This window comes from Streptomyces sp. TE5632, assembly GCF_054061295.1.
In genome coordinates, this window is record NZ_JBSSEA010000003.1 from 4,833,384 (window position 1) to 4,846,921 (window position 13,538).

The following is a 13,538-nucleotide window of genomic DNA, read 5'->3' on the forward strand; positions in this document are numbered from 1 at the left end:
CCGGCCCTACGGCGTCTCCTCCGGCGCCCGAGTCGGCGCCGACGCGGGCGCGGACATCGGCGCGGGCCGCGTGCGGCGGGGCAGCCTGGGGCGTACGGCCTTCAGCCACAGGAGGGCGAGCAGCGCCGCCACCGCCGCGAACGGCAGCACCGCACCCAGCGCCACCGCGATCCAGCGCAGCATCGTCACGAACGCCTCCCAGCCGCCGGCGAGCGCGTCCAGGAACCCGGGGTCGTCGTCCTTCGCGGGCCGTTCCACCGGCTTCTCGGACAGGGTCAGGGTGATGGTGGCGAGGCTGGTGCGGTCCTTCAGGGACTCCTGCCGGGCGAGCAGCGCCTCCAGGTCGGCCTGGCGGGTGCTGAGTTCGCCCTCCAGGGTGACCACGTCACTGAGCCGGGTGGCCCGGTCCATCAGTTCGCGGATCCGGGCCACGCTGGCGCGCTGCGTCTTGATCCGGCTCTCCACGTCGACGACCTGGTCGGTGACGTCCTCCGCCTTCGCGCGGCGTTCGACGAGCTTTCCGGCGCCCTCGAGCTCCGTGAGCACCGCGTCGTACTTCTCCACGGGTACGCGCAGCACCACGCGCGTGCGCTCGTGGCCCTTCCCGTCCCGGCGGGTGGTCTCGTCGCCGATGTAGCCGCCCGCGTTCTCGGTGGCCGTGCGGGCCTCGTCCAGGGCCTTCGGCGCGTCCTCGACCTGCACGGTCAGCGAGGCGGTGCGGATGATGTGGGCCGTGACGCCCCTGTTCGAGGGCGGCGCGGTGGCCCGCGAGCCGTCCGCCGACGAGCCGCCGGGCGCCCCGTCCTTCGCCGCCGCTCCCGCCGCTTCCTCCGTGCCCGCCTGGGCGTCCGCCTGCGGGGCGGCGGCCTTCTGGTCGGCGGCCGAGGCCCCGCCGGAGTCGGAGTCCGAGCCACCGCATCCGGTCAGGACGAGAGCGGCGGCCAGCAGCAGACCGGCCATCGCGTGGACCGGCCGGCCGGCTCGTCCGGGGCGTGCGGGTCGTGCGGATCGTCGTATGCGCATGCGGGTTCCCCCCAGGGGTCGTGACCACTGACGTTCCTTCGACGCCGGGGGCGGGCCGAACGTTGGCGCGAAACGGTCCCGAAGCGGTCACGGTAGGGACACGAGAGGGCCGGATGGCCCTGGCGGGAACGCGGGCCGAGTCTGAGAGGGTGGAGCCATGAGCGGATCACGTGCGGGCGCGGAACAGCAGGTCGTCGTCGTGGGAGCCGGCATCGCCGGCCTGGCCGCCGCGCACCGGCTGCTCGGACGCGGGGCGCGGGTGACCGTACTGGAGGCCTCGGACCGGGTCGGCGGCAAGCTGCTGCCCGGTGAGATCGCGGGCGCGCGGGTGGACCTCGGCGCCGAGTCGATGCTGGCCCGCCGCCCGGAGGCGGTGACCCTCGCACGCGAGGTGGGCCTCACCGACCGGCTCCGGCCCCCGGCCACCGCGACGGCCTCGTTGTGGACCCGCGGCGCCCTGCGCCCCATGCCCAAGGGCCATGTCATGGGCGTCCCCGGCACGGCCGCCGCCCTGGCCGGTGTGCTCTCCGACGAGGGCCTCGCCCGGATCGAGCGCGATGCCGAACTGCCCCGTACCGAGGTCGGCGACGACATCGCCGTCGGGGAGTACGTGGCGGCCCGGCTGGGCCGCGAGGTCGTCGACCGACTGGTCGAGCCCCTGCTGGGCGGGGTGTACGCGGGCGACGCGTACCGCATCTCGATGCGCGCGGCGGTCCCCCAGCTGTTCGAGGCCGCGCGCGCCCACGCCTCCCTGACCGAAGGGGTACGGGAGATCCAGGCCCGGGCCGCCGCCGCGCAGCAGACCGGCCCGGTGTTCATGGGCATCGAGGGCGGAGTGGGCACCCTCCCGCTCGCCGTCGCCGAGTCGGTGCGGGCACGCGGCGGGGAGATCCACACCGGCACCCCGGTCACCGAACTGCGCCGGGAGCCGGCCGGCGGCTGGCGGGTCGTCGCCGGGGAGCGGGAACTGCACGCCGACGCGGTCGTCGTCGCCGTGCCCGCCCCGGACGCCGCGCGCCTGCTGCGTGCCGAGGCCCCGGGGGCCTCCGCCGAGCTCACCGGCGTCGAATACGCCTCCATGGCGCTCATCACGCTCGCATACCGCCGCGCGGAGACCGGCCTTCCCGCAGGCAGCGGATTCCTGGTGCCACCGGTCGACGGCCGCACCATCAAGGCGTCCACGTTCGCCTCGCACAAATGGGGCTGGATCGCCGAGGAGGACCCCGGCCTCACCGTCCTGCGCACCTCCGTCGGCCGACACGGCGAGACGGAGATCCTCCGCCGCGACGACGCCGACCTCGTCGAGGTCTCCCGACACGACCTGAAGGCCGCCACCGGCCTGGACGCCACCCCCGTGGCCACCCGCGTCACCCGCTGGCACGACGGACTGCCCCAGTACCCCGTCGGCCACCACGCGCGCGTGGCGCGCGTCCGCGAGCACCTCGCCGCCCTTCCCGGGCTGGCCGTGTGCGGCGCGGCCTACGACGGCGTCGGCATCCCCGCGTGCATCGCGAGCGCGTACGCCGCCGTCGACCAGATCCACGGTGACCTCCCGCACGCCGTGCGGCAGGCCACCGCCGACCCGATGCAGAGCCGCCACGGCGGAGCAGGAGAATAAGGGACATGAGCGACGCCACCACCACCCCCGACCCCGCACGGATCCCGAACAAGGGCAAGCTGGCCAAGGACCTCAACGAGGTCATCCGCTACACCCTCTGGTCCGTCTTCAAGCTGAAGGACGTGCTGCCCGAGGACCGCGCCGGGTACGCCGACGAGGTCCAGGAGCTGTTCGACCAGCTCGCCGCCAAGGACGTCGTCGTCCGCGGGACGTACGACGTCTCCGGTCTGCGTGCCGACGCCGATCTCATGATCTGGTGGCACTCCGAGAGCAGCGACCAGCTCCAGGAGGCGTACAACCTGTTCCGCCGCACCAAGCTGGGCCGGGCCCTCGAGCCGGTGTGGTCGAACATGGCACTGCACCGCCCCGCCGAGTTCAACCGCTCGCACATCCCGGCGTTCCTCGCCGACGAGGAGCCCCGCGCGTACGTGAGCGTGTACCCCTTCGTGCGCTCCTACGACTGGTACCTGCTGCCCGACGAGGACCGCCGCCGTATGCTCGCCGACCACGGCAAGATGGCCCGCGGCTTCCCCGACGTGCGCGCCAACACGGTCCCCTCGTTCTCCCTCGGCGACTACGAGTGGGTCCTCGCCTTCGAGGCCGACGAGCTGTACCGCATCGTCGACCTCATGCGGCACCTGCGCGGCTCCGAGGCCCGGATGCACGTCCGTGAGGAGGTCCCGTTCTACACGGGCCGCCGCAAGGACATCGCCGAACTGGTCGCCGGCCTCGCCTGATCAGGCGGCGGGCCGGGGCTCCGGCTTCGCCCGCGGCTCAGGCTCCGCCCGCGACTCCGGTTCCGGGCGCGGCGCGCAGGACGCGCGCCGCCCCGGGACCCGGCCGGTCAGCAGGTACGCCTCCAGGTGGCCGTTCACACAGGCGTTGGGGCCGCCCGCGACACCATGGGTACCGGTGTCCCGCTCGGTCACCAGCGCCGAACCCGCGAGCCGCCGGTGCAGCTCCAGCGCCCCGTCGTACGGGGTCGCCGCGTCCCGCTCGGCCGCCAGGATCAGCGTCGGCGGCAGCTCACCCGCGCCGGCCCGGACGTCCAGCGGCCGCTGCCGGGGCGCCGGCCAGAAGGCGCACGGCAGATTCGTCCACACATTGGCCCAGGTCTCGAACGGGGCCCGGCGGGCGAGCCGGGTGTTGTCCCGGTCCCACACCGCCCAGTCCGTCGGCCAGGGTGCGTCGTTGCACTCCACGGCGACATAGACCGAGCGCGCGTTCTCCGTCTCCACCGCCGCCTCGGGCTGCGGCTCCGCCTGCTCGACCAGCGGCCCCGGATCGCCCTTCAGATAGGCCGACAGGGCGTGCGCGCGATGCGGCCAGTGGTCGTCGTAGTACCCGGTCTGCAGGAACGCCGCCTGCAACTGCCCCGGCCCCACCTTTCCGCCCGCCGGTTCCCGCGCGAGCCGCGCGTTCACCTCCTCGTAGCTGCGGTGCACCTTCGCGGGCGTGTCGCCGAGCCCGTACACGTGGTGGTGCCGGGCCGCCCACGTCCGGAAGTCCGCCCAGCGGTCCTCGAACGCCGCCGACTGGTCGAGGTTGTTGCGGTACCAGATCCGCTCCGGGGCCGGGTGCACCGCCGAGTCGAACACCATCCGCCGGACGTGCGAGGGGAACATCGTGGCGTACAGCGCCCCGAAGTAGGTCCCGTACGACGCCCCCATGAACGTCAGCCGGGGCTCCTTCAGCGCGGCGCGCAGCACGTCCAGATCGCGCGCGTTGTTCAGGGAGTGGTAGTGCCGGAGCGCGCCGCCGACCCGCTCCGCGCAGCCGCGCGCGTACGCCTTGGCCTGTGCGATGCGCTTGCGCTTGTACGACTCCGAGGGGTGCGCCGGCGCCTGTGTGGGGCCCTGGACTGACTTCTCCGGGTCCTCGCAGGACAGCGGCGCGGACCGGCCCACCCCGCGCGGGGCGTAGCCGACGAGGTCGTAGGCCCCCGCGATCCGCTTCCACTCGGGGAGCAGGCCGATGAGCGGGAAGTACGTGCCGTCGGCGCCCGGCCCGCCCGGGTTGTGGACCAGGGCGCCCTGCCGGGGCACCTTGCGCTTTCCGTTGTCCGGGTCCTTCCCGGTGGCCCGGACGCGGCTGACGGCGAGTTCGATCTGCCTGCCGTGCGGACGGGCGTAGTCGAGCGGGACGGTGACCGTGCCGCACTCGATGGTGCCGGGCAGGTCCTGCGCGTCCGGGCAGGCGCCGAACTCGACGCCCTCGGCCGCGGCGCGCGCGGCGGCCACCGCGGTGCCGCGCAGCTCGGCCGCGCCGGGGGCGTCCGGGGCCGCGACAGCGGCCGGGGCGGCGGGACCCGGGGCGGCGGTGGCGCTGCCGGTCGGCGCGACGGCCAGGGTGGTGAACAGCAAGGACCCGGCGGCCGCGTGGACGACGGCAGTTCTCATCGCGTGTTCCCTTCGGTGCACGGCGGCGACAAAAGGGATGTTTCGTTCGGTGGTTGGGGAAGGCAAGCACCGTTCGCCGGTGTCGGAGTCAATGCCCCCGTGTGCCTCCGGGGCCCTGGCCCTGCCGCGGGTGCGGGTGCTCGCGGTGTGCGAAGGCCGCACGCAGATCCGGTTCACCGACCGCGCGGACGCCGCGTACGGCGACGGAGGTGAGATACGTACGGTCGTCACCGGCGCCGTGGGTACCGCGGGGCAGGGCGCCCAGCAGCCGTTGACCGGCGGGAGAGGCCCGGCGCGCGTACGGGTGGACCTCGATCCGTGCTATGACCAGGCAGCTCAGGGTCAGGGTCAGCGGCAGCGCGAACCACAGGGCGACCAGATGGTGCGGCAGTTCCGACGAGGCCGGCAGCAGCAGGGCGGCGGCCCCCAGCCCGACCACGGCCAGCGCGGCGAACCGCACCTGACGCACCCCGTCGAGGATCGTCGTGCCGGTGCCGTCGTCAGGCACGGCCAGTCCCGCACGGACCAGCCGGTCGGCCAGGCCGCGCACGGGGTCCGCGGTCGCCGCTGCGGCCCGTACGGGCGCGATGAGGGCCTGCCCCTCCGGACCGATGGCCCCTATCACCGACCGCTCCATGGCGTCCCGCCCCCGCGGGTCGACCACGGTCGCCCAGCCGGTGCGGGCCAGCAGCAGTCGGCGCCGGCGCGCCATGGAGACCAGGGTGACATCAACGACCCGCCGGGGCCCGCCGCACAGGAACGCCGCCTCGTACAACGTCAGTTCATGCCCGTCGTCGGTGGCCGCACCGGTGGTACCGACGGCCGCCGCGCGGACGGCGGCCAGGCACAGCCGGGCGCACGCCACACCGGCGACGGCCCAGGCCAACAGCAGGAGGAGAACCCAGAACATGGATTGTTTGTAAGGGACACGGACGCGGAAACACCATGCCCTTTCCACCATCCGGACGGAGTGTTGTGGTGATGTGATGTTCCGCTCGGCTTCCCGTCTGGTTCCGGGAGGATTTCGGGGCCACGGCGGCTCAACGCCGCAGCAGCACCCGCCGGGTGGCCCGGGCCAGTCGCACCGCCGGCCGGTGCGACCGCGGCTTCGGCCCCGACCGCTCCAGCCACCACTCCCGCAGCTCCCGCCGCGTCCGCCCGTCCTCCGGCCGCCCGGCGAGCAGCAGTTGCTCCACGAAGTCCAGCGCGTCCCGCCGGTACCCCCCGGTCATCGGCCGGCTCTGCGCATACGAGAGGAAGGCGGCCCGGTACCCCTCGCCGAGCAGCACCGGCAACTCGGGCGCCACCTTGGCGACGACGTCCGCCCGTTTCGCGGCCAGCGCCCGTGCCTGCACCGCCATCCGTCCCCGGTCGAACCCCTCGGGCACGGGCGTCCCGGCGACCAGCGCGGACAACACCGAGGTCTGCGCGAGCGCGAGGCGCTGCCGCGCGGGTTCGGGACACCCCTCCTCCGGCTCGGCGTGAGCGGCGCGGGCGGCGGGAGCAGCCGCCGCCCGCGCCTCCGCCGCGCCCTTCGCCACCGCCGCCCGGACGGCGCCCAACTCGTCCCGCAACTCGGCCGGTTCCGGGAAGTTCTCGTCCCGCTCCAGCAGCACCCCCGGCGGGGACACGCGGGAGGCGAGATCGGTGAGGATGTCCAGCACCGGCCGGGGCACGGGATGGGCGTGGCTGTCGTGCCAGACCCCGTCCCGCTCGACGCCGCCCGCGACATGGACGTACGCGACGGCCTCCAGGGGCAGTTCGGCGAGCGCCCGCGCGGGGTCCTCGCCGCGGTTGACGTGGTTGGTGTGCAGATTGGCCACGTCGACGAGCAGCCGCACCCCGGTGCGGTCGGCCAGCTCGTACAGGAACTGGCCCTCGGTCATCTCCTCACCGGGCCACGAGAACAGCGCCGCGATGTTCTCCACGGCGAGCGGCACGGGCAGCGCGTCCTGGGCGATCCGGACGTTCTCGCACAGCACGTCGAGCGCGTCCCGGGTCCGCGGCACCGGCAGCAGGTGCCCCGCCTCGAGCCGCCGGGAGGCGCTGAGCGGCCCACCCGCCCGGACGAACGCGATGTGTTCGGTGACCAGCGGCGCCCCCAGTGCCGTGGCCCGCTCGGCGAGCGCCGCCAGCCGCCCCGCGTCCGGCCGCTCCGCCCCGCCGAGCCCGAGCCCGACCCCGTGCGGCACGACGGTCACCCCGCGCTCGCGCAGCCGCAGCAGCGACTCGGGGAGATGCCCGGGACACACGTTCTCGGCCACCACCTCGACCCAGTCGATCCCCGCCATCCCCTCCACGGCCTCGGCGATCTCCGGCCGCCACCCGATCCCCGTCCCCAGTCGCACCATGTCGCTGTCCCCCTCCTCCACCGGCCACCCCGTCGGCTCCCGCCTGACTCCCGGTCGGACATGAAGGGGGTATGGCCCCGAAGCCCGCGCCCGAACCGCGTCGCGGCCACCTTCAGAGGAACATTTGAGCTTTCGGGAGGAAACTGCCGGGCGGGGGCCGGTGAGGACGCGCGGTGGGGACCCGTCAGTCAGGTCCGGCCGGACGTGGGCGTACTAGCGGTGGTCGCTCACGGGAATGCCGGGCGCGAAATGGGCGACGGCGGCGATCAGCCGGTCCCGGTCGAGGCGCCACCCGGTCACTGACCGGGAGGCCGTCGCGACCGGGACCGGCACCGGCACGAGGTGCTCCAGGACGGTACGGGCCTTCGGTCCGTCACCGGACAGGACCGGAGCGCCCTCCCGCCGGACGACCCCCACCCAGGGCACGGAGGAGCGGCCCGCGGCCTGCCGCCAGAGCACCACACCGGTGATGTCGCTCCAGGGCACACGGGCGGTGGTGGCCCGGTACCGGGCGGGGCTCCCGCCGAGCAGCACACCCGTCTCGTCCACCCGGAACGCGACCTTGCCGCTGAGCGCCGTGTACGCCATGAGCAGCCCGCCCGCGCCGAAGAGCGGCAGACCGAGTACGCGCGCGTACAGCGGCACGTCCGAGAAAAGCAGGACCGCGGTGAAGGCGGCGCAGACGGCCACGACTCCCGTGGTCCTGAGGTCCCAGCCGTAGTGCGCCTGGTAAACGGGTGAGGTGGTACCGGCCATGGCCGAATCATGGCAGTGGCCGGTTCTCCGGAAGGTCCGGGGGCGGCGCCGCTCCCGCCACACCGGGCAGGGACGTCAGCGCAGGGACGGGTGGTCCGCCACCACGGTGCTGGAGCCGGGGGCGATCTCGGTGAAGCCCGCGTCGCGGACCAGGGGGAGGCCGCTGGTGATCAGGGCCGGCCAGTGGGAGGGGGCGGCGGGGCGGACGGAGAGGGGGAAGCCGGCGTCGTGCCAGGCGGTGCGGTCCTCGTCGGTCAGCTCCCACCAGGCCAGCTGGGCGGCGTGGCCCGCCTGGGCCATGGCCTTGCCGGCCGACATGTCGAGGTCGGGGTTGAGCCAGAGGACGGGGACGGCGGGATCCGCCGGGGGCACGGGCTCCTGGTCCTCCAGGTCGGTTCCGGAGACCTGGAGGCGGGCCAGGTCCTTGGGCCAGCCGTCCAGCGGGACCGGCGGGAAGACGCGGACCTCCGCCGACGTGCCGGTGACCGTGATGCCGTCAAGCGCCTCCGCGCGGCGCCACTCCGCACCGCGGGCCCGGCGCACCACCTTGCGGATGCGGGCGTCCTGCCAGTCGCGGATCGCCTGCGCCCACTCGCCCTCGCCCGTCGACCGCTCGTCGGCCAGCATCGTCAGCACCGCGCGGGCCGCCGTCTCCAGTGCGTCCGTACGGGCCGGGGGCGCGGCTCGCTCGATGCGCGCCACCAGGGGCAGCACGAACTGGGGTGCCGCGTCGCGGGCGCTGGACTCATGGCGGAAGGGGCTGTCGGCGGCGAGCGTCCGGTCGTTGTTCACCGGTCCAGTCTGCCAAGCCGCCGGGCACCGGCGACCGTCACCCCGAGCAGGACGTGCGCTCGGCCTCCCGCCACTCGCATACGGGACACAGCGTCATGCCCTTGTACGACTCCGGGTACTCGGTCGGCTCCCGGCACAGCACGCACTCCGCGTACGGGGGCCCGTCGGCCTTGGGCGGCCTGGACGCTTCGATCAGGCAGTAGTCGTTGTCGCCGATGCTCATACCCCCACCCTAGGACGGTCGGTTTCGTCCGTTCGACGTCGCGATCAGGTCGGAGACCTTCACGAAGTGGTAGCCCTGCTCGCGCAGCTCCGGGACGATCGTCCGCAGGGCCCGCTCGGTTGCCGGGGCCGCGCTGCGGGTGCAGTGCAGCACGACGACGGAACCCGGGCGCACCCCGTCCAGCACCTGCCGGGCCACCGCGTCGGCGTCCGTGGCGAAGGCGTCGCCGCCGACCACGTCCCACTGCACGGCGGTGACACCGGCCGGGGTGAGTGCCCTGAGCGCCGCACGGTCGTAGCACCCGCCGGGGAAGCGGAAGTACGGCATCGGGTCCGGCACCCCCACCTCGCGGAAGGCCGCGTACGCCCGCTCCACGTCCGCGCGCATCCGGTCCGCGGAGACGGTCGGCAGGCCGTAGCAGTCGTCTGTGAACGCGTAGTGGCTGTAGGAGTGGTTGGCGACCTCGAAGAGCGGGTCCCGGCCGATGGAGCGGGCCTGGTCCGGGTACTCCTCGGCCCAGCGTCCCGTCATGAACACGGTGGCCGGCACCTGCAGCGTGCGCAGCGTGGCGATCAGCTGCGGGTGGTCGAAGTGCTCGCCCGCCGCGGCCCGCGGGCCCTGGTCGGCGGTCATGTCGGCGTCGAAGGTGAGGGCGACGGTCTTCCCGTCGGTGCGCGGGCCGTGCTCGAAGACCGGGATCAGACCCGCCGGCCCCGGAGCCAGGGTGGGCGGCCGCGAGGACGGTGCCACGGGTGTGGCGGAGGGCGCGGGGCGCGGCAGCCGTGAGGGGTGGGAGGTGCCGCAGGCGGTGAGGACGGCGCCCAGGGCGACGCATACGGCTGCCGCTCGGCGGGCTCGGCGCGCCCGGCGTACAAGTGTGATCACCGTATGAAGGTATGAGTGATGTACGAGCTTTCCTCTGCTTTACGGGCTGACGTGGCGCCGTGTCACCCGGGTGGCGGTTCCCGGCTCGGTCCGTACGCGGTTTCCGGTTGCGGGGCGGGGTGTGGGGGGTTAACGTACAATCAAATGGTTGTAGATAAGTTGAGTGACGAGGCCGTGGACCGGCTGTTCCAGGCCCTGGCCGACGCGACGCGTCGCGACATACTCCGTCGTTGTGTGCGGGGCGAGCTGTCCGTGTCGCGTCTGGCCGAGGCGTACCCGATGAGCTTCGCCGCGGTGCAGAAACACGTCACGGTGCTGGAGCGCGCCGGGCTGGTCACCAAGCAGCGGCGCGGGCGGGAGCAACTCGTGCGTACCGATCCGGACGCGGTGGGCCGGGCGCGGCAGGCCCTCGACGAACTGGAGGCGGCCTGGCGGGCGCGCGTGGACCGGATGTCCGGTCTGCTCGCGGACGACGCCGGGCCCGACGAGGACTCGACGAAAGGACAGGACACATGACCGTCACGAGCGTGGACAAGGATCTCGACAACCTGACCCTCACCGTGATCGCGGACTTCACCGCACCGGTCGAGAAGGTGTGGCAGCTGTGGGCGGACCCGCGGCAGCTGGAACGCTGGTGGGGGCCGCCGACCTACCCGGCGACCGTGGAGGAGCACGACCTGAGCCTCGGCGGGGAGGTCAAGTACTTCATGACCGGCCCGGAGGGCGAGAAGTTCGGCGGCTGGTGGCGGATCACCTCTGTCACCCCGCCCACCGCCCTGGAGTTCACCGACGGCTTCTCCGACCAGGACGGCAAGCCGAACCCCGAGATGCCGACCACGACGGTACGGATGACGCTCAGCGAGCGCGAGGGCGGTACCCGGATGGAACTGCGCTCGGTCTTCGACAGCCGTGAGCAGATGGACCAGCTCGCGGAGATGGGCATGGTCGAGGGGCTGAAGCAGTCGATCGGCCAGATGGACGACCTGCTGGCGGCCTGACCCGCGTACGGACCGCGGGGGCGGCCGGGGCTCTCCCCGGCCGCCCCCGCGTGCGTCACCGCCGCCAGGGGCCGGTGACTGCGAACGTCGTTCCGGGGGAATAGCAGTTGACGTACATCGTCCGGCCGTCGGGGGAGAAGGTGACCCCGGCGAACTCGCCCCACTCCGGTTTCTCGGGCGTTCCGACGTTCTGCCGGTTGCGCGCCATCGCGTACACCTCGCCGCGCCGGGTGACGCCGTAGACGTGCTGCGCGCCGCCGCCGTCCTCGCAGACCATCAGGCCGCCGCTGGGGGCGAGGCAGATGTTGTCCGGCGACTCGCCGGGCAGTTGTACGTCGGTGTCCGGCCCGAAGACGATCACCAGCGTCAGCCGCCGCCGGTCCGGGTCGTAGCGCCAGATCTGCCCGTAGTGGTCACCGGCCGAACCCTCGGCGCTGCGGGCGAAGGAGGACACGAAGTACACCGACCGGCCGCCCCAGTAGCAGCCCTCCAGCTTCTGTGCGTGCGTGATGCCCCCGGAGCCGAAGTCCTGGAAACGGATGGGGGTTTCGGCGGCCTGCGGATCCGGTACGTCCACCCACTCGATGCGGTCGAAGCGCGCGCCCGTCTCCCGGACCGAGGACAGGTCGGGCACCCCGGGCACCCGCATCGCCTGGAGCCGGCCGCCCGCGCGCAGCGAACCGGTGCCGCCGAGCGGCTTGTCCGGCAGGAAGCGGTAGAAGAGCCCGAAGGGCCGTTCGAACGCGTCCTCCGTCTCGTAGACGACGCCCCGCTTCGGGTCGACCGCGACCGCCTCGTGCTGGAAGCGGCCCATCGCGGTGAGCGGCACGGCACCCGTGCGGCGCGGGTCGGCCCCGTCGACCTCGAAGACGAAGCCGTGATCCTTGGTGTAGCCGTTGGTGCCCGCCTTGTCCTCGGTCTCCTCGCAGGTCAGCCAGGTGCCCCAAGGTGTCGGCCCGCCGGCGCAGTTGACGGCGGTGCCGGCGATCGCGACCCGTTCCGACAGCACCCGGTCGCGGGAGTCCAGGGTCAGCGACGTACAGCCGCCCTTGCCCTGCGGGTCGTACGTCAGCCCGTCGATCACCGGGACCGGGACCCTGCCGTTGGCGCGGTTCTCGTGGTTGCGGACGAGATGGACGCGGCCGTGTCGGCCCGCTAAGGCGGCCATGCCGTCATGGTTGGAGGGGACGGGGCCCTCGCCGGAGCGCAGTTCGTCGCCCTCGCGGGAGAGCACCCGGTAGCGGAAACCCTTCGGCAGGTCGAGCAGCCCGTCGGGGTCGGGGACGAGGGGGCCGTAGCCGTGGTGGCCGAGGTTCTGCGCGGCGGCGGCAGTGGGGGTGAACAGCTCGGAGAGGGAGCCGGAGAACGCGATGCCGATTCCCAGGGCGCCGGAACGGGCGAGCAGTTGACGTCGTGTCGTGGAGGAGGAGCCGGTGGCGGATCCGGTGGACTCCACGGACCCGGTGGACTCCGTGATCCCGGGGGCCCCGGGAGTCCCTGATTCGGTCATGGTGGGGGAACCTTCCTGCTGGCGGACAGGAACTGTGACCCGCCGTGTCTATCACCTGCCGTGAGTCACGGGAACCACGCGTGGCGCACGTGTCACGGGTCCGGGAACCGGTCGGGCGGCGGCCCCGGTTCGTGGGGTGGCCCCGGTGCGGCGGGGGGCGGCCCCGGTTCCTCCAGGGCGCGCTCCGTCGGCGCCGGCTGCTGGGCGGACCGTTCCAGGAAGCGCAGCAGCTCCACCGGGAAGGGCAGCACCAGCGTGGAGTTCTTCTCGGCGGACACCGCCACGATGGTCTGCAGCAGCCGCAGCTGCAGCGCGGAGGGGGTGTCCGCCATCTGCTGGGCGGCCTCGGCCAGTTTCTTCGACGCCTGGAGTTCGGCGTCGGCGTTGATGACCCGGGCCCGCCGCTCACGGTCGGCCTCCGCCTGCCGGGCCATGGACCGCTTCATCGTCTCGGGCAGCGAGACGTCCTTGATCTCGACCCGGTCGATCTGCACGCCCCAGCCGACCGCCGGGCTGTCGATCATCAGCTCCAGGCCCTCGTTGAGCTTCTCCCGGTTGGACAGCAGGTCGTCGAGGTCGCTCTTGCCGATGATCGAGCGCAGTGAGGTCTGCGCCATCTGGGAGACCGCGAACCGGTAGTCCTCCACGTTGATGAGCGCGGCGGAGGCGTTGACGACCTTGAAGTAGACGACCGCGTCCACCCGTACGGTGACGTTGTCCCGGGTGATGCCCTCCTGTGCGGGGATCGGCATCGTGACGATCTGCAGATTGACCTTGTGCAGCCGGTCCACCCCGGGAAGGATCATCGTGAACCCGGGCTGGCGCTCCACGCCGCGCAGCCGGCCGAGCCTGAAGACCACACCGCGCTCGTACTGCTTGACGACCCGCGCCGCCGCGGTGAGATAGACGACGCCCGCGGCGCCGGTGGCGACGACCGCGGTGATCAGCTCCTCGACCATGACGACCTCCCGTTCAGAGGCCTG

Annotated in this window: 14 protein-coding genes; 4 read left to right on the plus strand and 10 right to left on the minus strand. The window is 73.3% G+C overall.

The window, feature by feature from the left end:
* Positions 1-6 precede the first annotated feature (6 nt).
* Positions 7-1,023 carry a DUF4349 domain-containing protein gene (locus ACVW19_RS27270; RefSeq protein WP_457462568.1) on the minus strand — a complete coding sequence of 339 codons (1,017 nt, stop codon included), beginning with the start codon at positions 1,021-1,023 and terminating at the stop codon, positions 7-9.
* A 157-nt stretch (positions 1,024-1,180) separates the two neighbouring features.
* Here ACVW19_RS27270 and hemG point away from each other — a divergent pair, with 157 nt between their 5' ends.
* Together hemG and hemQ are read left to right on the plus strand one after the other, a co-directional pair.
* Positions 1,181-2,641, plus strand: a complete 1,461-nt coding sequence (gene hemG / locus ACVW19_RS27275) for a protoporphyrinogen oxidase (RefSeq protein ID WP_457462570.1) — start codon at positions 1,181-1,183, stop codon at positions 2,639-2,641.
* A gap of 5 nt (positions 2,642-2,646) precedes the next feature.
* A complete protein-coding gene (gene hemQ, locus ACVW19_RS27280; protein WP_457462572.1) occupies positions 2,647-3,378 on the plus strand; it encodes a hydrogen peroxide-dependent heme synthase in 732 nt (243 codons plus the stop codon).
* Here hemQ and ACVW19_RS27285 read toward each other — a convergent pair whose 3' ends face one another.
* The 7 genes from ACVW19_RS27285 to ACVW19_RS27315 form a co-directional block, all read right to left on the minus strand.
* Entirely contained in the window at positions 3,379-5,040 is a 1,662-nt protein-coding gene (locus ACVW19_RS27285) for an alpha/beta hydrolase (RefSeq protein WP_457462574.1), read from the minus strand. It lies immediately after the preceding gene.
* Positions 5,041-5,128: 88 nt separating this feature from the next.
* Positions 5,129-5,950, minus strand: a complete 822-nt coding sequence (locus tag ACVW19_RS27290; protein ID WP_457462576.1) for a TIGR04222 domain-containing membrane protein — start codon at positions 5,948-5,950, stop codon at positions 5,129-5,131.
* A 130-nt stretch (positions 5,951-6,080) separates the two neighbouring features.
* The gene (locus ACVW19_RS27295) at positions 6,081-7,391 is read right to left on the minus strand and encodes a DUF692 domain-containing protein (RefSeq protein WP_457462578.1); all 1,311 of its coding nucleotides are present in this window, start codon (positions 7,389-7,391) and stop codon (positions 6,081-6,083) included.
* A 213-nt stretch (positions 7,392-7,604) separates the two neighbouring features.
* Complete coding sequence (locus ACVW19_RS27300) at positions 7,605-8,147, minus strand: hypothetical protein (RefSeq protein WP_457462580.1); 543 nt, start codon at positions 8,145-8,147, stop codon at positions 7,605-7,607.
* Between the two features lie 75 nt (positions 8,148-8,222).
* A complete protein-coding gene (locus ACVW19_RS27305; RefSeq protein WP_457462581.1) occupies positions 8,223-8,939 on the minus strand; it encodes an aminoacyl-tRNA hydrolase in 717 nt (238 codons plus the stop codon).
* 37 nt (positions 8,940-8,976) lie between these two features.
* Positions 8,977-9,162 (minus strand): hypothetical protein, encoded by a 186-nt coding sequence (locus ACVW19_RS27310; RefSeq protein WP_457462583.1) that lies wholly within the window; start codon positions 9,160-9,162, stop codon positions 8,977-8,979.
* Positions 9,163-9,171: 9 nt separating this feature from the next.
* Complete coding sequence (locus tag ACVW19_RS27315) at positions 9,172-10,047, minus strand: polysaccharide deacetylase family protein (protein WP_457462584.1); 876 nt, start codon at positions 10,045-10,047, stop codon at positions 9,172-9,174.
* Between the two features lie 144 nt (positions 10,048-10,191).
* Here ACVW19_RS27315 and ACVW19_RS27320 point away from each other — a divergent pair, with 144 nt between their 5' ends.
* Positions 10,192-10,563 (plus strand): ArsR/SmtB family transcription factor, encoded by a 372-nt coding sequence (locus ACVW19_RS27320; protein ID WP_457462586.1) that lies wholly within the window; start codon positions 10,192-10,194, stop codon positions 10,561-10,563.
* Positions 10,560-11,045: an SRPBCC family protein gene (locus tag ACVW19_RS27325; RefSeq protein ID WP_457462587.1), complete on the plus strand. Its 486-nt coding sequence runs from the start codon at positions 10,560-10,562 to the stop codon at positions 11,043-11,045. Before ACVW19_RS27320 ends, ACVW19_RS27325 begins: the two co-directional genes overlap by 4 nt.
* Before the next feature lie 55 nt (positions 11,046-11,100).
* Here ACVW19_RS27325 and ACVW19_RS27330 read toward each other — a convergent pair whose 3' ends face one another.
* Together ACVW19_RS27330 and ACVW19_RS27335 are read right to left on the minus strand one after the other, a co-directional pair.
* Positions 11,101-12,555 carry a PhoX family protein gene (locus tag ACVW19_RS27330; protein WP_457462589.1) on the minus strand — a complete coding sequence of 485 codons (1,455 nt, stop codon included), beginning with the start codon at positions 12,553-12,555 and terminating at the stop codon, positions 11,101-11,103.
* Between the two features lie 92 nt (positions 12,556-12,647).
* Positions 12,648-13,514, minus strand: coding sequence for a slipin family protein (locus ACVW19_RS27335; protein ID WP_457462590.1), 867 nt, complete (start codon positions 13,512-13,514; stop codon positions 12,648-12,650).
* Positions 13,515-13,538: the final 24 nt, after the last annotated feature.